Source organism: Ruegeria sp. ABD4_443, assembly GCF_056160865.1.
Genome location: NZ_JBSWYA010000005.1, coordinates 249,112 through 270,532 on the forward strand (window position 1 = coordinate 249,112; position 21,421 = coordinate 270,532).

Annotated in this window: 22 protein-coding genes; 11 read left to right on the forward strand and 11 right to left on the reverse strand. The window is 61.8% G+C overall.

Annotated elements, in window-relative coordinates; all coding sequences use genetic code 11:
* Nucleotides 1-11 precede the first annotated feature (11 nt).
* Complete coding sequence (locus ACXAG8_RS12225; RefSeq protein ID WP_475225129.1) at nucleotides 12-986, forward strand: 2-dehydropantoate 2-reductase; 975 nt, start codon at nucleotides 12-14, stop codon at nucleotides 984-986.
* Nucleotides 987-1,001: 15 nt separating this feature from the next.
* On the opposite strand, the gene ACXAG8_RS12230 is transcribed toward ACXAG8_RS12225, so the two are convergent.
* From ACXAG8_RS12230 to hrpB, 3 genes are all read right to left on the reverse strand, one after another.
* Nucleotides 1,002-2,480 carry an inorganic phosphate transporter gene (locus tag ACXAG8_RS12230; RefSeq protein WP_475225132.1) on the reverse strand — a complete coding sequence of 493 codons (1,479 nt, stop codon included), beginning with the start codon at nucleotides 2,478-2,480 and terminating at the stop codon, nucleotides 1,002-1,004.
* Between the two features lie 88 nt (nucleotides 2,481-2,568).
* Complete coding sequence (locus ACXAG8_RS12235) at nucleotides 2,569-3,027, reverse strand: NUDIX hydrolase (protein WP_475225135.1); 459 nt, start codon at nucleotides 3,025-3,027, stop codon at nucleotides 2,569-2,571.
* A gap of 189 nt (nucleotides 3,028-3,216) precedes the next feature.
* Nucleotides 3,217-5,655 (reverse strand): ATP-dependent helicase HrpB, encoded by a 2,439-nt coding sequence (hrpB, locus tag ACXAG8_RS12240; protein WP_475225395.1) that lies wholly within the window; start codon nucleotides 5,653-5,655, stop codon nucleotides 3,217-3,219.
* Between the two features lie 119 nt (nucleotides 5,656-5,774).
* On the opposite strand from hrpB, the gene meaB reads away from it, so the two are divergent.
* The 5 genes from meaB (at nucleotide 5,775) to ACXAG8_RS12265 (ending at nucleotide 9,893) form a co-directional block, all read left to right on the forward strand.
* Nucleotides 5,775-6,752: a methylmalonyl Co-A mutase-associated GTPase MeaB gene (gene meaB / locus ACXAG8_RS12245; protein ID WP_475225138.1), complete on the forward strand. Its 978-nt coding sequence runs from the start codon at nucleotides 5,775-5,777 to the stop codon at nucleotides 6,750-6,752.
* 165 nt (nucleotides 6,753-6,917) lie between these two features.
* On the forward strand, nucleotides 6,918-8,054 hold the full coding sequence (locus ACXAG8_RS12250) for a Hint domain-containing protein (RefSeq protein ID WP_475225141.1): 1,137 nt from the start codon (nucleotides 6,918-6,920) through the stop codon (nucleotides 8,052-8,054).
* A gap of 199 nt (nucleotides 8,055-8,253) precedes the next feature.
* A complete protein-coding gene (rpmB, locus tag ACXAG8_RS12255; protein ID WP_008756960.1) occupies nucleotides 8,254-8,541 on the forward strand; it encodes a 50S ribosomal protein L28 in 288 nt (95 codons plus the stop codon).
* A 480-nt stretch (nucleotides 8,542-9,021) separates the two neighbouring features.
* Nucleotides 9,022-9,372 (forward strand): hypothetical protein, encoded by a 351-nt coding sequence (locus tag ACXAG8_RS12260; protein ID WP_475225148.1) that lies wholly within the window; start codon nucleotides 9,022-9,024, stop codon nucleotides 9,370-9,372.
* A gap of 44 nt (nucleotides 9,373-9,416) precedes the next feature.
* Nucleotides 9,417-9,893, forward strand: coding sequence for a copper chaperone PCu(A)C (locus ACXAG8_RS12265; RefSeq protein WP_475225153.1), 477 nt, complete (start codon nucleotides 9,417-9,419; stop codon nucleotides 9,891-9,893).
* A gap of 119 nt (nucleotides 9,894-10,012) precedes the next feature.
* Here ACXAG8_RS12265 and ACXAG8_RS12270 read toward each other — a convergent pair whose 3' ends face one another.
* Together ACXAG8_RS12270 and ACXAG8_RS12275 are read right to left on the reverse strand one after the other, a co-directional pair.
* Entirely contained in the window at nucleotides 10,013-10,621 is a 609-nt protein-coding gene (locus ACXAG8_RS12270) for an HdeD family acid-resistance protein (protein ID WP_475225156.1), read from the reverse strand.
* A 78-nt stretch (nucleotides 10,622-10,699) separates the two neighbouring features.
* Complete coding sequence (locus ACXAG8_RS12275; protein ID WP_475225159.1) at nucleotides 10,700-11,401, reverse strand: NAD-dependent deacylase; 702 nt, start codon at nucleotides 11,399-11,401, stop codon at nucleotides 10,700-10,702.
* Nucleotides 11,402-11,428: 27 nt separating this feature from the next.
* On the opposite strand from ACXAG8_RS12275, the gene ACXAG8_RS12280 reads away from it, so the two are divergent.
* Complete coding sequence (locus ACXAG8_RS12280) at nucleotides 11,429-11,872, forward strand: low molecular weight protein-tyrosine-phosphatase (protein ID WP_475225166.1); 444 nt, start codon at nucleotides 11,429-11,431, stop codon at nucleotides 11,870-11,872.
* On the opposite strand, the gene ACXAG8_RS12285 is transcribed toward ACXAG8_RS12280, so the two are convergent.
* From ACXAG8_RS12285 to ACXAG8_RS12295, 3 genes are all read right to left on the reverse strand, one after another.
* The gene (locus ACXAG8_RS12285) at nucleotides 11,869-12,834 is read right to left on the reverse strand and encodes a LysR family transcriptional regulator (RefSeq protein ID WP_475225398.1); all 966 of its coding nucleotides are present in this window, start codon (nucleotides 12,832-12,834) and stop codon (nucleotides 11,869-11,871) included. The two genes, ACXAG8_RS12280 and ACXAG8_RS12285, sit on opposite strands and share 4 nt — an antisense overlap.
* 66 nt (nucleotides 12,835-12,900) lie before the next feature.
* Entirely contained in the window at nucleotides 12,901-13,215 is a 315-nt protein-coding gene (locus ACXAG8_RS12290) for a hypothetical protein (RefSeq protein WP_475225171.1), read from the reverse strand.
* A gap of 84 nt (nucleotides 13,216-13,299) precedes the next feature.
* Nucleotides 13,300-13,578 (reverse strand): hypothetical protein, encoded by a 279-nt coding sequence (locus tag ACXAG8_RS12295; protein WP_475225178.1) that lies wholly within the window; start codon nucleotides 13,576-13,578, stop codon nucleotides 13,300-13,302.
* A gap of 50 nt (nucleotides 13,579-13,628) precedes the next feature.
* Between ACXAG8_RS12295 and lepA the strand changes: the two genes are divergently transcribed.
* Both lepA and ACXAG8_RS12305 read left to right on the forward strand, forming a co-directional pair.
* Nucleotides 13,629-15,428, forward strand: coding sequence for a translation elongation factor 4 (lepA, locus tag ACXAG8_RS12300; RefSeq protein WP_475225181.1), 1,800 nt, complete (start codon nucleotides 13,629-13,631; stop codon nucleotides 15,426-15,428).
* Nucleotides 15,429-16,076: 648 nt separating this feature from the next.
* A complete protein-coding gene (locus ACXAG8_RS12305; protein ID WP_475225186.1) occupies nucleotides 16,077-16,580 on the forward strand; it encodes a hypothetical protein in 504 nt (167 codons plus the stop codon).
* A 299-nt stretch (nucleotides 16,581-16,879) separates the two neighbouring features.
* Here the strand turns inward: ACXAG8_RS12305 and ACXAG8_RS12310 are convergent, their stop codons facing one another.
* The 3 genes from ACXAG8_RS12310 to ACXAG8_RS12320 form a co-directional block, all read right to left on the reverse strand.
* Nucleotides 16,880-17,251: a hypothetical protein gene (locus tag ACXAG8_RS12310; RefSeq protein WP_475225189.1), complete on the reverse strand. Its 372-nt coding sequence runs from the start codon at nucleotides 17,249-17,251 to the stop codon at nucleotides 16,880-16,882.
* Between the two features lie 433 nt (nucleotides 17,252-17,684).
* The gene (locus ACXAG8_RS12315; protein ID WP_475225195.1) at nucleotides 17,685-18,122 is read right to left on the reverse strand and encodes a hypothetical protein; all 438 of its coding nucleotides are present in this window, start codon (nucleotides 18,120-18,122) and stop codon (nucleotides 17,685-17,687) included.
* Nucleotides 18,123-18,962: 840 nt separating this feature from the next.
* A complete protein-coding gene (locus ACXAG8_RS12320) occupies nucleotides 18,963-19,100 on the reverse strand; it encodes an entericidin A/B family lipoprotein (protein ID WP_475225203.1) in 138 nt (45 codons plus the stop codon).
* Between the two features lie 250 nt (nucleotides 19,101-19,350).
* Between ACXAG8_RS12320 and ACXAG8_RS12325 the strand changes: the two genes are divergently transcribed.
* Together ACXAG8_RS12325 and clpX are read left to right on the forward strand one after the other, a co-directional pair.
* Nucleotides 19,351-19,983, forward strand: coding sequence for an ATP-dependent Clp protease proteolytic subunit (locus tag ACXAG8_RS12325; protein ID WP_475225210.1), 633 nt, complete (start codon nucleotides 19,351-19,353; stop codon nucleotides 19,981-19,983).
* A gap of 133 nt (nucleotides 19,984-20,116) precedes the next feature.
* Entirely contained in the window at nucleotides 20,117-21,385 is a 1,269-nt protein-coding gene (gene clpX / locus ACXAG8_RS12330) for an ATP-dependent Clp protease ATP-binding subunit ClpX (RefSeq protein ID WP_475225213.1), read from the forward strand.
* Nucleotides 21,386-21,421 lie beyond the last annotated feature (36 nt).

A 21,421-nucleotide genomic window follows, 5' to 3' on the forward strand; every position in this document is an offset into this window, starting at 1 on the left:
GGAGGATCGCCATGAAGATCGTAATCGCCGGCGCCGGAAGTATCGGATGTTATTGCGGCGCGCTGCTGGCCGCTGCGGGGCATGCGGTTACATTGCTGGGCCGGGCCCGTATCCTTGACCCGATCCGCCAAAAGGGGCTGACGGTCACGGATTTTTCCGGCCTGCATCGCCATGTCGATGCCCAAGACCTGTCCCTGTCCGAGGACCCGGCCTGTTTGGCCGGGGCGGATGCGGTCATCGTCACGGTCAAAACCGGCGCAACCAAAGGCATGGCCGCGCTGATCGCGCAATACGCGCCCCGGTCGGCGCCAGTTCTGTCCTGGCAGAACGGAATGGAAAGCGCCCGCACGCTTGCCGCGTTGCTGCCCGGTTTCGATGTTCGCGCTGGCATGGTCCCGTTCAACGTTGTCCCGACCGGCCCGGCAGATTTTCACCGCGCCACCTCGGGCGAGATCGTGATCGCCAGCGGGCCGGGCACGCTGGGGCAGGCGCTTGGGTCGCCGGATCTGCCGGTGGTCGAAAGCGATGAAATCGAGGCGGTGCAATGGGGCAAGCTGGTGGTGAACCTGAACAACGCGCTGAACGCGCTGTCGGGGTTGACCTTGCGCGATCAACTGCTGGATCGTCACTGGCGCCGCCTGATGGCCGATCAGATGGCCGAGGCGCTGGGCGTGTTAAAGGCGGCGGGCCACCCGGTCGCCTCGATGACCCCGCTGCCTGCCTGGGCTACGCCGCACATCCTGCGCCTGCCCACGCCGCTTTTCTCGCGGATCGCGGCGCGCATGCTGACGATCGACCCGAACGCGCGCACCTCGATGGCCTATGACCTGATGGCCGGACGGGTCACCGAAGTGGACAGCCTGCAGGGGGAAATCATCCGGCAAGGCCGAAAGGCGGCTGTTCCGACGCCGTTATGTGAAAAGATACAGGGCCTGATCCAGGCCGCACCGGAAACGCCGCTGACGCCGGATCAGATTGCGCGGTGACGCAATCCGCACGCGTTACGAAAAGGCTGTCAGGACAAAGAAGATAATCGCCGACAACGCCGCGGCAGCCGGAACCGTGACCACCCAGGCGGCGACGATCGTCAGGAAATGCGACCTGCGGACCAGTTTGCGGCGGCGATGCTCTTCGGGGGCAAAGCCCAATTCCGGGGGGCGGTTGCGTGACGTCCGTTTCCACCGGCGCTCCTGATCCCATTCGCGGAAAAAGCCGACGCCAAAGACCGCGCCAACCGCGATATGTGTCGAGCTTACCGGAAGGCCCAGCCAACTGGCCATGATCACGGTCGTAGCCGCAGAAAGGGCGATACAGAACCCGCGGATCGGGTTCAGCCTTGTGATCTTCTTGCCGACCATCCTGATCAGCCTGGGCCCGAACAGGAACAGGCCAAAGGATATCCCAAACGCCCCGATGATCATCACCCATTGCGGGATGGCTACTTCGGTCGCCATGCCGTGATGTTGCGTCGCGTAGACAATCCCGGCCAGCGGACCGACCGCGTTTGCCACGTCATTTGCACCATGGGCAAAGCTGAGAAAGGTCGCCGCAACGGCCAGCGGCATCCGAAACAGCGATTTGACGGACCGCGTGCGGTTCTCCATCCCTGCGGATTTCCACCTGACCCAAGGCACGGTTGCGGCCCATACTACAAGACCCACACCGGCGCCAATGACCAGCGCCATGTCCGGCCGGACTGCCAGAACATGGCTCAGGCCCTTGACCGCCATGTAGGTCGCAAATGCGCCGGCCATCAAGGCCACCAGAACCGGAACCCATCGCCGCGCGGCCGCAATCTTGTCGTCGCGTGACTGGATCTTTGCGCGGATCAGGGCCAGGAAACAGGCCGCGATTACGCCCCCCAGGATCGGGGCGATGACCCAGCTTGCGGCGATGACCCCCATCGTTTCCCAGTTGACCGCATGCAGGCCGGCCGCAGCTATGGCGGCGCCCATGACACCGCCGACGATCGAATGGGTCGTCGAGACCGGCGCGCCGATCCATGTCGACAGGTTGACCCACATGGCCGCCGATATCAGCGATGCCATCATCGCCCAGATAAAGGTCGTCGCGTCAGCAACCGAGCTGGGGTCGATGATCTTTCGGGAAATCGTCGACACCACGTCGCCCCCGGCCAGCAACGCGCCTGCGCTTTCTGCGAGCGCAGCGATCGTGATTGCACCCGCCATGGTCAGGGCGTTCGCGCCAACAGCAGGGCCCATGTTGTTGGACACGTCATTGGCCCCGATATTGATCGCCATATAGGCGCCGAATATCGCGCCGGCGACGACGATCAGCCCCCCGTCCGCATGTCCGAACAGGACCGCGGCGGTCAGCCCGGCCAAGGCAACAAAGACCAATGCGATACCCGGCGCCAACAACGGGCGCGCAACATGGGTGTTGGCATGCTCGACGCTGGTGATGCGGTGCAGGTCTCCGTCCAGGGCCTGCCAGCGGGGTTTCGATCGGGGCTTGGTCATTTGTCCGGTGGATTGTTGTATGACTTTCTCCGCTAGAGGCTTCCGGCCTGCGGAACAAGGCTGATTTCGCGGAAAACCGAAAGGAAAGCTAGAGATTCAGCAGCAGGTCGCGCAATTCGGGCTCTTGAACCCGATCGGCTGCGACTTGCGGCGAGACCCAGGATCGCTCGCGCTCATGGGCTTCGGGGAACGTATCCGAGGTTTTTGTCACCCGCACGCGGTAGACGCTTGTCAGAACCGGTTGCAGCGACCCGTTATCCAGCTTTTTGTCATAGGAATAGTACCCGATCGGGTCTTCGCTGGCATCGGCGTCCTGAACACCGGCTTCTTCCCACGCTTCCTGCAGGGCGGTTTCCGACCCGCTCAACCCGTCGATTGGCCAGCCCTTGGGGATGATCCAGCGCCCGGTATCGCGGCTGGTGATCAGCAAGATTTCGGTCGCTGGGCCGCGTGACCTTGTGCACAGGGCTGCGAACTGCACCCGGCGCGGGCGCAGGATAAGAGGCCGGGCGACCTCTTCCCAGATATTTCGCAACCATTTTGTCATTTCCGGCCTGTAGGTTTTTCCCATTTTTTCAGGTTTTTATGCCCGCGTGACATAACAACGACGGCGCAAAGCTTCAATTGATGTACCTAAAAGAGATGAAAATTGAGCGAATTTGGCCGCAATTTTCTGCCGTTTTGCGGGTTTTTGGGCAAATTGCAGCAAAACCCAACCAAGGTCACACCGCCCGGATCAGGTCATCTTGCGTTTGGTGCGCAAGGTCGGATCGGCCTGTGTCGGGTCTTCGGGCCAGGGGTGTTTGGGGTATTGCGCCCGCATGTCCTTGCGCACATCCGCATAGGAGCCGGTCCAGAACCCCGGCAGGTCACGGGTGATCTGTATGGGGCGGCGCGCAGGCGACAGCAGGGTGATTTTCAACGGCTCGCCACCAACCACCGGATGGCGCGTCACCCCGAACATCTCTTGCAGGCGCACCGCGATTTCGGGCACCGCGCCGCCATAATCAATGGGCACCTTGCGGCCCAGCGGGGTTTCAAAGGCGCCGGGCGCGCGGCGGTCGACCTCTTGCGTCTGGGTCCAGTTCAGGCTGGCCCGCAAGGCGGGCAGCAGGTCGAATCTTTTCCAGTCCTCGGCGCTGCGAATGCCGGACAGCATGGGCAACAGCCAGTCCTCGATTGTCTCCATCAGCCCCTGGGCCGAGAAATCGGGCAAATCCGCCCCCGCGGCGCGAACCAGTTCCACCCGCGCGGCCAGCCGTGCCGCCGCGCCGTCCAGCCGCAGGCCCAGATCACGCACCCCGTCCAGCATCGCCATGGCGACCGCATCATCGGGCACGTCCTTCCAGATGTGATCGGCCAGGGTGATCGCGCCAAGCCGTTCCTGCCGCCGCGCAACCACGCGGCGTTCGCGTTTGGACCATTCGCAGGTCGCAGCCCAAGCGATCTGGTCCGAAAACAGGTCTCGAATTTCCGCCTCGGATATCTGTATCGCCATCCGGACGCGGGCCTCTCGGGGGTTTCCGTCCGTATCCGTGACCACCAGATAAGGCGCGGCGGCCAGCGTGTCGTCGGCGCCCAGCACTGCGCCCTTGCCGCCTGACAATACATATCGCGGCACGTCGCCCTTGCGGCGCTGCCCGATGCGGTCGGGATAGGCCAGCGCCGCCTGGGCTGCCGGGCCAAGGATTGCGGGCCGGGATTGCGTCCGCAACCGCTTGGCCTCGGCCCTGATCCGGTCCAGCGCGCCGGGATTGACCTGCCAGACCCGGTTGCGCTGAAAAGCGCGCAGATCGCGCAGCGCCTCCAGCCGCAGGGAAATATCCACCGGCGCGCCCCTCAGCGGGTCGCGCTCGGCCATCAAGGCCGCAAGCGTCGCCGCATCGGGCCCGGCCTGCACCAGCATATGCCCCAGGCGCGGATGCAGGGGCAGGGCGGCAAGGGCGCGGCCATGATCGGTGATCCGCCCCTTGCCGTCCAATGCGCCCAGCATCCTCAGCAGGGTGCGCGCCTCGGTCATCGTGCCCTCGGGCGGCGGTGTCAAAAAGGCCAGGTCCCCCGGTTCCGCCCCCCACAGGGCAAGCTCCAGCGCCAGCCCGGTCAGGTCCGCCGCCTCGATCTCGGCTGGCGGATAGGCCGCCAACGCCCCGTTTTCGCCGCTGGACCACAGGCAATAGCACGCGCCCTCGGCGACGCGCCCCGCGCGCCCCGCGCGCTGGGTGGCCTCGGCCCGCGTCACCCGTTCGGTCACCAGCCGGGACATGCCGGATCCGGGATCGAACCGCGCCCGCCGTGCCTGGCCCATATCGACCACGACGCGGATATCGGGGATCGTCAGCGAGGTTTCGGCAATCGACGTCGCCAGCACCACTTTCCGGCCCGTTTCCACCGGCGCAATCGCGTCACGCTGGGCGGCAAACGGCATGGCCCCGTAAAGCGGGCGCAGGGCACAATGGCCCGGCAGCCGTCCGCTCAGCGCCGCCTGTGCCCTGCGTATCTCGCCCTCGCCGGGAAGAAAGACCAGTATCCCTCCGCTGGTTTCCCGCTCGGCCCGCACCACAAGATCGACCAGCGCGTCCAGCCGCCGGGCCTGTGCGGGCAAGGGCCGCTCCAGCCAGCGGGTTTCGACGGGGAAACTGCGCCCCTGCGATGTGACAAGCGGCGCGTCCATCAGCCGCCCGACCGGTTCGGCGTCCAGGGTTGCCGACATTGCCAGCAGGATCAGGTCGTCCCGCAGCGCCCCGGCGACTTCGAGACACAGCGCCAGCCCGAGATCGGCATTCAGGGACCGTTCGTGGAATTCGTCAAAGATCACCGCCCCGATGCCGGGCAGGTCGGGTTCCGATTGCAGCATCCGGGTCAGGATGCCCTCGGTAACAACCTCGATCCGCGTGGCTTTCGACACTTTCGCCGCACCCCGCACACGGTAACCAACCGTGTGGCCCACCTTTTCACCCAGCGTTTCCGCCATGCGTTCGGCGGCGGCACGGGCCGCCAACCGCCGCGGTTCCAGCATGACGATCCGGCCCGGGCACAACCCGGCCTGCAACATCTCAAGCGGCACGCGGGTGGTTTTGCCAGCGCCGGGCGGCGCCTGCAAAACGGCCCTGCCATGGGCGCGCAGGGCGTCCAGCAAACCGGGAATGGCGTCATCTATGGGCAGGCGCAATGTCATCGCGCCCTTATCCGCCAACTGCCGGCAGAGGTCCAGTTCCCGTGAAATTTGCGGCGCTGACCTCTGGACAAATCCCCCACAGGGGCGGCAAGTAGTCGTGCCGCAGGATTGAGGGTGCCATGCAGACAGAAGGCCTTGGTGACAGGATATTGACCGGAGACAGGCGCGCATTGGCCCGCGCAATCACGCTTGTCGAAAGCGGGCGCGCCGATCACAGGGCGCAGGCCACCGAATTGCTGTCTCAGCTGGCCAGGTCGGGGCGGCAATCCCTGCGCATCGGCCTGTCCGGGACGCCGGGCGTGGGCAAGTCCACCTTTATCGAAAGTTTTGGCATAATGCTGACGGGCCAGGGGCTGCGTGTCGCCGTTCTGGCCGTCGATCCAAGCTCGGCCCGGTCGGGCGGTTCGATCCTGGGGGACAAAACCCGGATGGAGCGCCTGAGCCGGGACAAGAACGCCTTTATCCGGCCCTCTCCCAGTCAAAGCCACCTTGGCGGCGTTGCCCGCCGTACGCGCGAGGCAATAGCGCTGTGCGAGGCGGCCGGGTTCGACGTGGTGCTGATCGAAACCGTCGGCGTGGGGCAATCGGAAACGGTGGTATCCGAGTTGTCCGATCTGTTCTTGCTGCTGTTAGCCCCCGCCGGAGGTGACGAGCTGCAGGGCGTCAAGCGCGGTATCATGGAAATGGCGGACATGATCCTGATCAACAAGGCCGATGGCGACCTCAAGGCGACGGCCACGCGGACCTGTGCCGATTATGCGGGGGCCCTGCGCCTGTTGCGCAAACGGCCGCAGGACCCGCCCGGTTATCCTCGGGCAATGACCGTTTCGGCGGTGGAAGAGCAGGGGCTGGACCAGGCCTGGGACGAGATGCAGGCGCTGACGACCTGGCGCCGTGACAACGGCCATTGGACCGCCAACCGTGCGTCACAGGCCCGGTACTGGTTCGATCAAGAGGTTCGCCATGCGCTGTTGGCGCGCCTGGAAACACCGGCGGCGCGCAGCGAAATGGACAGGCTGAGCGCCGAGGTCGGCACCGGGGCTATCAGCCCGTCAGAGGCGGCAGGCCGCATGCTGGCGGCATTGTCCGAAAGGTAACAGGTCACGGCCTGAACGGTTCGCACATCTGGCGGGACACTCTGTCTTGGTGTAGTTTCCCCGCAATGCGCGGGTGCGCGCCGCGGATCGCATGGGTTTGCCAAGTGGCGGGACCGGTCTGCAAATGCGCCGCCCGTTGGACCGAACCGACAGGAACCGTTTCTCATGCCCGATATCACCGGGACCAGCGGCGACGATGACATCGAAGTCACCGATGACAACGGGACACTGAACGGCGTCCCGCAGGGAACGCCGATCAACCAGGTGCGTGGGCTTGAAGGTGATGATGACATTGCCATCACCAACAGCACCATTTCGGGTTCTGTGCGGGCCAATGCGGGCAATGACGAAGTCAATGTGCAAAACAGCACCGTGGGCGGGGTGCTTCATGCCGGATCCGGGTCCGATACGGTTACGGTCAGCGGATCATCTGTCGGACGCATCAGGCTTGGGGGCGGCAATGACACCCTGAACTTCAGCAGCACCGACGTTTCCGGTGACATTCGCGGCAATGGCGGAACCGACAGCCTGAACCTGCCTGTGGGCACGGTGGTCAATGACGATACCTTCGGGACATTTACGGTTGCCAGCGGGGTCGGATATTCCTTGTCCGGCGGCTCGTTCACCCTGCCATCCGGCAAGACGGTCACCTATCTGAGCTTTGAGAACGGCACCGGATTTCCCTGTTTTACCCGCGACACGCTGATCCAGGCCGAACAGGGCGCGATCCCTGTGCAGGCGCTTGCCGTGGGTGACCGGGTGCCGACGGTCGGCAACGGGGTGCAGCCCATCCGCTGGATCGGGCGGCGAACATTCCGGGCGGCGGACCTGCAATCGAACCCCAAACGGTTTCCCGTTCGCATAATGGCCGGCGCGCTGGGCGCGGGTCTGCCCGCGCGCGACCTGCTGGTGTCGCGCCAGCACCGGATGCTGGTGCAATCCAGAATCGCCCTGCGCATGTTCGGCCAGTCCGAGGTTCTTATTCCGGCGATCAAGCTGACCGCATTGCCCGGCGTCTATGTGGATGAAGACGTGGCAACGGTCGAATATTTTCATCTGCTGTTCGACCGGCACGAGATCATCCATGCCGAGAACGCCCCGACCGAAAGCCTGTTTACCGGACCCCAGGCGCTTTGGTCGCTTGGTCCCGAGGCCCGCAGGGAAATCCTGGATATCTTTCCCGACCTCGCGCATTCGCCCCAAGGGGCCGATCCGGCGCGCTATATCCCCAAAGGCCGACAACAGGCCAAGCTGATTGCCAGGCATTTACGCAATGACAAACCGCTGCTACAGGCGTTTTGAACCTACCGCCGATGCGCCGAATGAAAAGCCGCGGCAGGGCATGTTCAAAAGGCGGAAAGATTTCGCATCCCCTGTCTTGACCCTTCCGGCGATTCCCACTACACGCATCCAACCAGTTTTCGGGCGCGACTTCGGGTTGCGCCCCTTGTGATTTGGCCGAGGGTCTTGTGCCTGGCCTCCAGAAACAAAGGAAGAAACCATGTCGCGCCGTTGCGAACTGACCGGAAAAGGCCCGATGACTGGCAACAATGTCAGCCACGCCAAAAACAGAACTCGTCGTCGTTTTCTGCCCAACCTGAACGACGTCACCCTGCAGTCGGAAACCCTGGGCCGTGGCGTCAAGCTGCGCATCTCGGCGGCTGCCCTGCGCTCGGTTGACCACCGCGGTGGTCTGGACGCGTTCCTGGCCAAGGCCAAGGACGACGAACTGTCGGCCAACGCGCTGAAAGTGAAAAAAGAAATCGCCAAGGCACAAGCTTCGGCGTAACGGATTTCAAATTCTGAATTCCCGACCCCTGGATCCCTGGATCCGGGGGTTTTTCTTTTGCGCCCCAACAAACCGGATGCGCAACGCACTGCCTGACGACCGGACATTGTTGTTCAATTGGCGATAAAATCCAGGCTTGCGTGAAATTGTTCACATACAAGGGGCGAAAAGCGCAATATGGATATGCATATTATGGTGTGGAGGCTTTAAAATGCCTGCGAAAGTAACAAGTTTTATTTCGGTAATCTCGGCAATTTTTGTCGAAGCGGTCGACCGGTGCACCCGGATTCAGCATCGGGTCAATCGCCTGCATACAAGCCTGCGGTCACAACCTGGCAGCGGCGCGCGGTCCAACCGCATGTAAGCATTCTCCCCAGTGGCCACCGGCAGCGAACCTCGCACGCTCCGGTGGCCAAACTGTCTCAGGCTGGCCTTTGCGCTTGATCCTCGGATCAGCGGCCCCCTATACCTCGGGGCAGGATGAAAACTGTCTTTCGTCATATCCTGCCTTACGTGCTGTCGCTGCTTGTTTGCCTGACCGGTCAGGGTGTTGCGGCGTCGCGCGGTATGGACGCGGCCGTTGGGCAGATGGTCCTGTGCACCGGCACCGGTCCTGTCATGGTCTACGTGGATGACACGGGGCAACCGACACATCCCCCCCATTATTGCCCGGATCATGCGCTCAGCCTGCTGGGGGCGATTCACGTCGATGCGGTCGCAGCGCCTGCGCCGCCGCGCCGGTCATTGCCTGCGCCCGTGCGGCAGGGCACGAACCTGATCGCCGATCCCGTCCCGCTTATGCCCGCGCGCAGCCCGCCTGTATCCGTCTGATTTTCCCAGTTCCTATCAATCAGACCCAATACAGGAGAAGGCAAATGACCTTCAAATCCACCATTCTTGCAACACTTGCCGCCCTTTCCCTGACCACTGCCGCCCTGGCCGACAGCGCGATCGTGGTCGAAGACGCCTATGCGCGGTCCTCGGGCAAATCCGCCAAGGCCGGTGCGGCCTTCATGGTCATCCAGAACCAGGGGGACGAGGCCGACCGCCTGATCGGGGCCAAATCGGACGCCGCCGCTCGGGTCGAGCTGCACACGCACCTGGTCGATGGCAACGGCGTCGCCAAAATGGTCGAGGTCGAGGACGGCTTTACCATCCCCGCAGGCGAGGCGCATATGCTGAAACGTGGCGGCGACCACGTCATGTTCATGGGCCTGACCGCACCGTTTGAACAGGGCGGGACCGTTCCCGTCATCCTGGTGTTCGAAAATGCGGGCGAGGTGAGCGTGGATATCCCGGTGGACCTTGAGCGCAAGGATGACCACGGCCATTCGGCCAAACATTCGCACTAATCAAGCCCGCCGGGCCCTGGGGCGATCCAGGGGCCGGTTCGCTTTTCAAGCTCAGGCCGGGCTTTCCCGGCCTGACGTTTTTGGTCCGGGCGCGACAGGTGGCAAGGCCCGCATTTGCTCTAGCGGTTGATAACCCGCATCTCGACCCGGTCACTTGCGCGTTTGAACCGCATCGCAAGAAAGACCATGACCGCCGCCAGCGCCAGCGCCGCAAAGGCAATGGCCCAGCCTAGCGCGACAAGCCCGCTTCCGGGCCAGAAGATCAGCACCAGACCAATGACCAGCGCCACGATGCCCGAGTTTCGGACCATGGGCCGCTCTGGGTCCTGTGCGTGCATCTGTTGCAGGGCCATCAGGGACCCGATACCGATGATCATGATCCAGGCGCCCAGCAGGAAAAAGGCGATCCGGGCCGCGCCTTCGGGCCAGATCAGCAGGACCAGGCCGATCAGTATGGCGCCTGCGCCCGCGCCGCCAACCAGCCCGCGCCGGCCAAGCCCCAAAAGCGTCAGCGCGCCGTCGAAAACCAGCAACGCGCCCACAAGGCGCAGCAAAAGGGAAATGCTGCCGCTTGGCCAGAACAACGCGGCAATGCCCACAGCCGCCGCCAGCACACCGCGCAGAAGGAATGTCCACCACAAACCGGCCAGGTTGGCGCTTAAGGTATCACGGGCCTCGATATGGGGGTCATCGACGATTTCGCCGCTTTTGGGTGTCTGTTCCGTCATGTCTGCCTTCCGACCGTCAGCTGATGCGCCCTTTGCAAAGGGGGGCAACCGCCAGTCTCTGCGCCAAATCACGGACGGTCAAGTTGTCCGCCGCGCCAGCAGCCCCTCGACCCAGCGCGGGACGGTTTCGGTCGCCATCCCGGGCAGGGTCTCGTCAAAGCTGGAAACCCCCGCCGACGGTTCAAGGTTCATCTCGATCGTGCGGGCGCCCGCTGCACCCGCTTCGTGGACAAAGGCGGCTGCGGGGTAAACCTGACCCGATGTCCCGATCGCGGCAAAGATCGTGGCGCTTGCCAGGTGGTCGTAGATCTCGGGCATGTGATAGGGCATCTCGCCGAACCACACCACGTCGGGGCGCGCAGACGGGCTGTGACAGTCGGGGCAGGGCTCTGCCACCTTCATTTCCAGCGGGGCGTCCCACCGGTATCCGCAGGCCGCGCACAGCGCCTTGTCCAGGCGGCCATGCATGTGCAGCACATCGCGCGCGCCACCGGCCTCGTGCAGGCCATCAACATTCTGGGTGACGATCGTGACCTCTGCGGGCCGGTTCCGTTGCAGGCGCGCCAGGGCCTGATGGGCCGCATTTGGCCGGGCCGCCGCCGCCTGAACCCGCCGGGCATTGTAAAACCCCTGAACCAGGGCCGGATCGCGGGCAAACGCCTCGGGCGTTGCAACATCCTCGATCCGGTATTGGGCCCATAAACCGCCTTGGTCGCGGAACGTGCCCAACCCGCTTTCCGCAGAAATTCCGGCCCCGGTCAGGATGACGATCTTTTCCATTGGGTCTCCGCAGGATAAACATGGCGCATGTCACATCGTATCCTGTTTGTCTGCCTGGGCAATATCTGCCGATCTCCTGCCGCCCAAGGCGCCCTGAGGGCCCGCCTGCCGCATCTTGTGACCGACAGCGCCGGGACCTCGGGCTGGCACATAGGCGAGCCGCCCTATGGCCCCATGCAACAGGCCGCCAAGGACCGCGGGCTGGATCTGGGCGATCTGCGCGCGCGCCAGTTCGTCGCCGCCGATTTCGACAGTTTCGACCTTATCCTTGCGATGGACGCCGACAACATGTCAGCCATCGAAGCCCTGCGCCCGCCCGGCAATGCCACGCCGGTTCGCCTGCTGACCGATTTCGCCCCGCAATCCGGCATGGATCATGTTCCCGACCCCTATTACACGCGCGACTTTCACGGAACGCTTGACCTGATCGACACGGCCATGGACGGGCTGAGCGCGCATCTTGAGGCCTAGCCGCCAATGACCTTCAACCGCCCGCCCAGCCAGGGTTGACGCGCAATCGCCGGGTCCACGATCTGGCTTTGCATCAGGCGGCGCAGCATACCCGCCACTTCGCGGGGCACGTCATCGGACCAGTCCGACCGGGTAAACAGCGATATTGTTCGGGAAAACGCGCCGAACGGGGCGGGATGGGCATCCAGCTGGTCGTGGAAACGCGCCGCCCGCATATATCCCAGAGGGGTCGTTATCGCCCAGCCAAGCCCCCGAGCAACCATTGCCATCAATGCCAGATGAGACCCGATTTCAAACCGTTCCTCAAAGCTCAGCTGGTGGCGGGCCAGGTGGCTTTCGATCTGGCGGCTGATCAACTGATCGCGGGCATAGCGCAGAAAGGGCAGGTCCCGAAGAACCGCGCCCGTATCCTGGGCCCCGGATGCGGCGCCCTTGGGCAGAACCAGGATGAACGGGTCCTGAACCAGCGGGTATTCGACCACGCCTTCCAGCACTTCGCCGCTATGGGCCGAAACCGCCAGGTGCAGGCTCTGCGATTCCAGCGCCTCAAAGATTTCGAGACTGGGCAAGGTAATCAGCTTGAATTTCGACCGGGTCAGGCTGTCGGCCAGCAGGGTCGCCAACCTTGGGGTCAGGTCATTGTCGAAATCGTCGATCAATCCGATGGACAGCGTCGTCAGGTGCCCCAGATCCATGACCGACAATTCGCCCTGGGCCATCTGCAACTCGGCCAGAATGGTCTCGGTACGGGCCAGAAAGCTGCGCCCGGCCTGCGTCAGGCGCATGGGACGGCGCCCGTGATCGACAAGATCGGTGCCCAATGCCTTTTCAAGGTTGCGCAATTGCTGGGAAACCGAAGGCTGGCTTAGCCCGGTGATTTCGGCGGCCTGCGCCACCGATCCCGTTCGCGCCAAGGCCTCGAACACCTCGAGCCCCCGCAGGGTCAGCCCTTTCAACACCATCACACATACCTTTCGCTGCGCCATTTCTGGGGCGCAGCGGGCATCAGGTCAAGGATTGCGTCGGGCTTAGCTGCAGATCGCCTGCGCCATCTGGCCAAAGTTCTGATACCGATCCCACAGCGCATCATCGCGCGCGGTCTGCGACATCTTCAACTCTTGCGCCTGATGGGGGTTGGTGAACCATTTTGCCACGGTTTTCTGATCGCTGCGGGTCAGCGCCTGATCGGCCACCCGCTGGATGCAATTGCACCGATCCCGCGTCGCCGCCGACCGGTCCGATGCCAGACACGCCCGCTTGATCTGAGCCGCGTCGACCGCCGGAGCCACCGCCGTCAGCGATGCCGCGCAAAATGCGATTAAGAGGAACTGTTTCATGCTCATGCCTCGTTTTCTTGCCTGCCCGGACGGGTCTGACGCCCCTCTCGGTCTGCGGCGGAGTATGAATCAAAGTGGAATCAGGATCAATCACACGTTGCGAAAAAGTGATTGCACGGGGTTGGAAACGCAGCGTTCGTTGCTTTCGCCAACGCTGCGCATCGGTCCGGGCAAAGCCGAAAGCCGCGGTTTTGCCAATTCGCCCATAGCGTCGAAAGACACCGGGGCAACAGCGGCCGGGCCGGACAATTTGCCCATAACGGGCATATGCGCCGGGTCTTTGTTGCCGCCGCAGAACGCCTCGGGCTTGTCAAAGCCCGCTTTCGGCGCCTTTCGAATACAGGTGTTGCGCAGAATTGCCCGATGCAAGGCTCTGTGCCGCTTGACCAACCCACGATTCCTCTACATATCCCAAATCCATGACAGACCTCGCTCATATCCGCAATTTCTCCATCGTCGCGCATATCGACCATGGCAAATCCACCCTTGCTGACCGGCTCATCCAAGAGACCGGAACGGTCAAGGATCGCGACATGAAGGAACAGCTGCTCGACAGCATGGATATCGAGCGTGAGCGTGGCATCACCATCAAGGCCAACACGGTCCGCATCGACTATACCGCCGATGATGGCGAGAAATACGTGCTGAACCTGATCGACACCCCCGGCCACGTGGATTTTGCCTATGAGGTCAGCCGGTCGATGCGCGCGGTCGAAGGCTCGCTGCTGGTCGTGGACAGCACCCAAGGGGTCGAGGCGCAGACGCTGGCCAACGTGTACCAAGCCATCGACGCCGACCACGAAATCGTGCCGGTGCTGAACAAGATCGACCTGCCCGCGTCCGACTGTGACCGCGTGGCCGAACAGATCGAAGATGTGATCGGCATCGACGCGACCGACGCCATTCAGGTCTCGGCCAAGACGGGGCAGGGCATCCACGAGACGCTTGAGGCCATCGTCACCCATCTGCCCGCACCGCAGGGCAATCTCGATGCGCCGCTCAAGGCGATGCTGGTGGATTCGTGGTACGACGCCTATCTCGGCGTCATCGTTCTGGTCCGCATCATGGACGGCACGCTGAAAAAGGGAATGCGGGTCAAGTTCATGTCGAACAACACCCTGCACCATGTCGACCGCGTTGGCGTCTTCCGCCCCGAGATGGAGATGGTCGACAGCCTTGGCCCCGGTGAGATCGGCTTTCTCACCGCGTCCATCAAACAGGTCCGCGACACCCGCGTCGGCGACACGATCACCAATGACCGCAACGGGACCGAGGACGCGCTGGACGGGTTCAAACCCGCGCAGCCGGTGGTGTTCTGTGGTCTCTTCCCCGTGGACAGCGCCGAATTCGAAGACCTGCGCGATGCGATCGACAAGCTGGCCCTGAACGACGCGTCGTTCAGCTTTGAGATGGAAACCTCGGCCGCACTGGGCTTTGGCTTCCGCTGCGGCTTCCTTGGCCTTTTGCACCTTGAGGTCATCCGCGACCGGATCGAACGCGAATATGATATCGAGCTTATCACCACTGCGCCCTCGGTGATCTATCACGTCTACATGAAAGACGGTGAGATGATCGAGTTGCACAACCCCGCCGACATGCCCGACCCGTCCAAGGTCGACCATATCGAGGAACCGCGCATCAAGGCGACCATTTTGGTGCCGGACGAATACCTGGGCGACGTGCTGAAACTGTGCCAGGACCGCCGCGGCATCCAGATGGACCTGACCTATGCGGGCAGCCGTGCGATGGTTGTCTACGACCTGCCGCTGAACGAGGTTGTGTTCGATTTCTATGATCGCCTGAAATCGGTGACCAAGGGTTACGCCAGCTTTGACTATCAGATGACCGGTTATACCGAGGATAATCTGGTCAAGATGTCGGTGCTGGTGAATGATGAACCGGTCGACGCGCTGTCGACCATGGTTCACCGCGACCGGGCCGAGATGCGGGGCCGGGCGATGTGCGAAAAGCTCAAGGACCTGATCCCGCGCCACATGTTCAAAATCCCGATCCAGGCCGCCATCGGAGGCAAGGTCATCGCCCGCGAAACGCTCTCGGCCCTGCGCAAGGACGTGACCGCCAAATGCTACGGAGGCGACGCCACGCGGAAACGCAAACTGCTGGACAAGCAGAAGGCGGGTAAGAAGAAGATGCGCCAGTTCGGGAAGGTGGATATCCCGCAGGAGGCGTTTATTAGCGCCTTGAAAATGGACAGCTGAAGGCTTTCCATTTTTACGGCGAGTGCGCGAAAGCGTTTGGCATAGCCAAACGCGTGCGGCACCCGGTTGCAGTTATGGTGCTGGTGGATTGCGAAAAGCTGGTCATCTTAATTGCACGTGACCAAACCACTTGGCACGCGGCCAACCCGGTGGCCGATCCCAATTTTTGCCAAGTACCTGCTCCCTTTAGGATTGAGTGGAAATCTCCGGCTTGCTGTGCTGAAAACTTGTGCAACCTTTGCAAATGCGTTTAGTAATTTTGTGGGTTTGAGCGTCCTCCTCCTTGAAGATAGAAAGCCACGGTCAATTCCTGTGGCAAAACCCGCAAAATAAAACCAAAGTTTTACCACTTTTGCGTGCAAGCCTGATTCGCAATACCGGAAGGGTAGATGCGGCGATGCCTGCTACGCAAATCTCCCAATATTGGGCCTGGTGTCCAAGGGGCGGGGAAATCGAATTGGCGCAGGTTTAAACGCGGGCTGCCTGGGCAGAAATTACCCTGTCCGCCTGAGGATATGGCGCAATTGGGCCATGGCGACCGGCCAATTGATAGGCGTCTGAATTACAGGCTCCTTTTATTAACATAGAAAGGAATTAACCATGTGGTCAAAAACTATTGGAGGTGCCGCGCTGATTTTGTCCTTGGGAATGGCTGAGCCCGTTCTGGCAAATTTCGGACCAGCGGACCCGGTCATTATTCAGGTTAGAAACGAAGGTTTCACCGTGACCAAAATGCGCAAGCATTGGAATGGGCGGGTGTCGATCTATTCGTACAATGACACCTATATGCGCAAAACGGTAATTAACGGAAAAACCGGTAAAGTTTTAAGCGATCAGTTGATGCCACGCAAAGGGGACGCAAGCGATGGCACAAGTGTTGCCAGCACAAGCGGATCAGAGGCCGGATCGGGCACAACCGGCGGCACCGGTACGGGCAATGGCGGATCAAGCAGCGGTGGTTCCAGCGGCGGCGGCTCCGGCAGCGGCGGTTCCAGTGGCGGTTCGAGTAGCGGTGGTTCTGGCAGCGGCGGCTCGGGTGGCATCGGCGCCTCAGCCGAAGCAAGCGCTGGCGGTGGCGGAATAAGCGCAGGCGTGGGTGCCAGCGTTGGTGGCCTGGGCATTGGCGCGAGCGTGGGCATCGGTAAGAACTGACAGCGTACAGCGTGGCCCGAGCCTTTGGGCCGCGCATTTGCGTCGGGGGCACCAGTGCTGGCCCCGACGTTGCTTACCCTTCAATAAGTCAAAATGAGACTTTCAGCTTCAACCCAATTTGTTAACCTTCGTTAACATATTGTTTTAATAGGTTGAGGTCTTTTCATGCGAAAACTCATTTTGGTCACTTTGGTTGCGATCTTTGGGGCAACCACCGCATTTGCCCATGGCGGAGGATGTCGCAAAAGCTCTCCTCCGGGACAGTGCTGCCATGCGGGTTCTCAGCCTTACCACTGCCATTAGGTTGGCGTGGGGCGGTTCTCGGCCACCACGGCCTCAAACCCCTCCGGATCCGCCTGTTTCAACTTGCGCAACGCGTCCTCGGCATGATCCCGCAGGGCCTGTTTGCAGTCGGCCTTGACCGCCTCGACCCCGTCGACCAGCGTGTCGATCTCGGACAGCTCCACCCCGGTGGCCTGGGACAACGCCTGAAGCGCCTCAAGCACCTTGCCCAGTTGCGTGCCATAGCTTGCGACGTCGCGCTGAACGCGGGTCTCGATTGCCGGGATGCCTTTGATGGTGCCCGCCAGAACCGGGTCGATATCCTGCTGCACATCCCCGCTCAGCGGAAACCGAAACTCGGGGGACCAGACGGAAAAGGGGCCAAACATTGTCAAATCTCCAATAGATAAAATATGCCTCAGCTTCTGCTGCGCCGCAGCATCGTGTCAAGGCCGCCGGGCCTGAGCCGTTTGTGCCCTGCGCCAAGATGAACGCTTGATGAAGTTTCCCTTAGGTAAGTTGTAATTGCCCCGCGCTCTGCCGATCTGTTCTCCACGGCCATGGCGGCAAGGGGGGAAGCCAAAGGCCAGGGGCATTGCAGTTCGCAGGCGGCCAAGTTGGTCTGTGCCGCAGGCGACCGGTCAGCGCATCAAGCGATGCCCGACACGAAAACGGCAGGTTTTTTTGCCGTATTCCGTAGCCTGCGGATCGGGGCGACCTACAGCACCGTCCCCGACTGTCAGGCGAACCGAAGCGTTTCCGGCCCGCCCGGATGTAGGGGGTACATGTGGCCGCGGTGAAACTCCGCGGCAAGGTAAGTGGTTACCCCGGCCGGGTCGGAGCGCTTCTCAGGAACATGCGTCTCCACAGGGGGGCGACGGGCCGGGCGGCAATCTCGCCGCCCGCGACAGGGTCCAGGCCCCCGCGCTTGAGGATGCGGCGCTCCTCGGCACGGGTCATCTGGATCTCGCGGACCTTCAGCGCTGCATCGCGCGCGGTGACGTATGAACCGTCCGGCCCCGGTTCCATCCCCGGAATACCGCGCCCTTTCGACCACCACCCGCGCAGCCTGCTGAGCGGGTGTTTTGGTCCGACCCAGTCGTCATCCTGCAGGGCCCAGATGCGCTCGACCTCGGTCATCGAGACCAGGGCGGCAAGCGGTTTGCCATAGCGGGTCAGCACGATCACCTGACGGGGATCTTGGGACAGGGTTGCCAGCTCTCCCAATCGGGCGCGGGCTTGGGAAATGGTCAGGCGCATGGGCGAATCTCCGGGTGTACGATTCGAAAGATCGGGGGTCTGAGTGTTGTACAACTCGGACAATTTCCGCCTAACGCGGCGCGCGCGGCCTTTGCAGGCGCAGAAAGCGGGGGAAATCGGGATGGGTTTTCATGTCTGGACTTATCCCCCAACAACCCTGCTGGAATGTGCGGAATTCAGAGTTGTCCACAAGGCTTTCCCGGCAGATACCAACAGATTTGTCCCCCGGTAATTTTCATGCTGCGGTGCTATTTTCTTGTCCGGGAACCGCGTCAATGTAACAGTTTCATTACCGCACAGGTTCACACGGGCCTAAGCGGGACGCAATGGCCCAAGCCAGGCTGCGGAAGAGATCAGGTCTTAGGATTTGTTTTGTTTCGCAAGGGTTTGGAGGTTGATGTCGGGTGTCTCAGGGTCTTGTACCCTGCGCGACCGAGGTCAGTTTTTTCGGTCAAAGCGTGTTGCGGTGGACCTCAGGGTTCATGGCAACGGCTGCGGCCCTTGTGGCCGGGGCAACTGGGTCGAGGCGCCCTCGGGCGTGTCGAACCGGCAAGGCGTCAGGAGTGTCCGCAAGGATGCATGCAAAGACCGCGTCTGCGCACCTGACGCCTTTTCCTTTTGCCGGCTTCCGGGTTCATACAGGCTACCACTTTCCACCCTCTCCAAAAGGGAACGGGGTTCTTTTGTGTGAACAAAAGAACCCCGCAAGAGCGTCAATTGATGCTCGGATGATGCAGTGCCGCGTCTATGCACCTGTAGGCACAGGATACACGGCGTCGGGGGCTGGGGCAACTATATATTGGATATACGCCGACATCCCCCGCAATATGCTGTAGAACCTTAGAGGTTTTCCTGCACGTCGGTGGCCGCGTCCTGGATGGCGTCGCCGGCATGCTCGATGTCTTTCCCGGCACCCTTGGCGGTTTCGCAGGCGGTCAGCGCAAACAAGCTCAGACCAATCAGAATTGTGCGGATCATCAGGTATCTCCCATGCTACTCGATCTTTCCTGTCGGTAGCACCTTTCCGGAATCGGGGCCAGTGTTTTGCAACCGCAGCCGGGCGGTGTTGCAGCGCCGTGCCGAGCGACCCGAACGCAAGTCCCGATTTCCAGGCTCCGGCGGGCGAACTCGGGCGTCCCCCCTTGCGGCCCTTCTGCGCCGACACTAAGACTCATGTAACATTTCTTCGGGTAATATCCCGATCCATCGCAAAGCAGGCAGGTTCCACATGTTCGATCCAGTTGACACCTACATGAATACGCTCGTCCCGATGGTGGTCGAACAGACCAGCCGCGGCGAACGTGCCTACGATATCTTCTCGCGCCTTCTGAAAGAGCGGATCATCTTCATCAACGGCCCGATTCATGACGGTATGAGTCACCTTGTCGTCGCGCAATTGCTGCACCTTGAGGCGGAGAATCCGAACAAGGAAATCTCGATCTACATCAATTCCCCCGGCGGGGTCGTGACCAGCGGTTTGTCGATCTATGACACAATGCAGTACATCAAGCCGAAATGTTCGACCCTGGTGATCGGTCAGGCGGCGTCGATGGGGTCGGTTCTGCTGGCCGGTGGCGAAAAGGGAATGCGGTTTTCGCTGCCCAACAGCCGGATCATGGTGCACCAGCCCAGCGGTGGCTATCAGGGTCAGGCCAGCGACATCATGATTCACGCGGCCGAGACGCAAAAGCTGAAAGATCGCCTGTATGATATCTATGTGCGTCATACCGGGCAGACCAAAAAGGCCGTTGAAAAGGCGCTGGATCGTGACAATTTCATGAGCCCGGAAGAGGCCAAGGAATGGGGTCATATCGACGAGATCGTTGAAAACCGTGCAAAAATGGACGCGGATGAGGCCTGAGGCCCACGCCCCGCGCGATAGGTGCGGGGCACATTTTGAGATTGTAGCTGCTCCGGCGCTGGCCTAAGCTGCATCAACAGACGGCAAACGCGGCCCGAAACAGGCCGCAGGGATGGAGCCCGAAAGGTAGATCATGGCGACGAATTCAGGCGGCGACAGCAAGAATACGCTCTACTGCAGTTTCTGCGGCAAAAGCCAGCACGAGGTCCGTAAGCTGATTGCCGGCCCAACCGTGTTCATCTGCGACGAATGCGTCGAACTGTGCATGGATATCATCCGCGAAGAAACCAAGGCCAGCGGCCTGAAATCCTCGGATGGGGTGCCGACGCCCAAAGATATCTGCGAGGTTCTGGATGACTATGTTATTGGTCAGGCCACTGCCAAACGGGTTCTGTCGGTTGCGGTTCATAACCACTACAAACGTCTGAACCACGCCCAGAAAGCGGGCAGCGATATCGAATTGGCGAAATCCAACATCCTGCTGATTGGCCCGACCGGATGCGGCAAGACCCTGCTGGCCCAGACGCTGGCGCGCATTCTGGATGTGCCGTTTACGATGGCAGACGCGACCACGCTGACCGAGGCCGGTTATGTTGGCGAAGACGTCGAGAACATCATTCTCAAGCTTTTGCAGGCCAGCGAATACAATGTCGAACGCGCCCAGCGCGGCATCGTCTATATCGACGAGGTCGACAAGATCACCCGCAAGTCGGAAAACCCCTCGATCACCCGCGATGTATCGGGCGAAGGGGTGCAGCAGGCATTGCTGAAACTGATGGAAGGCACTGTTGCCAGTGTGCCGCCGCAAGGTGGCCGCAAGCACCCGCAGCAAGAATTCCTGCAGGTCGATACCACCAATATCCTGTTCATCTGCGGCGGTGCCTTCGCCGGTCTGGACCGGATCATCGCGCAACGCGGCAAGGGGTCTGCCATGGGCTTTGGCGCCGATGTGCGGGACAATGATGACCGCGGTGTCGGAGAGATTTTCAAGGATCTGGAACCCGAAGATCTGTTGAAATTCGGCCTGATCCCCGAATTCGTGGGACGTTTGCCCGTTCTGGCAACCCTGGAAGACCTGGATGAGGATGCGCTTGTTACGATCCTGACCAAACCCAAGAACGCTCTGGTCAAACAGTATCAGCGCCTGTTCGAACTGGAAGATGCGGAACTCGCCTTTACTGACGATGCTCTGAAAGCGATTGCCAACAAGGCGATCGAGCGCAAAACCGGCGCGCGTGGCCTGCGTTCGATCCTCGAGGACATCCTGCTGGACACCATGTTCGAACTGCCGGGCATGAAGAATGTAACCGAGGTCGTGGTGAACGAAGAGGCCGTTTCTTCTGACAAACAGCCCCTGATCATCTACGCTGACGCCGCACCAGAATCCGCGTCAGCAGGTTAACGCGTCGCAAATGGGGGCGCTGCCCCCGCCGCCCTG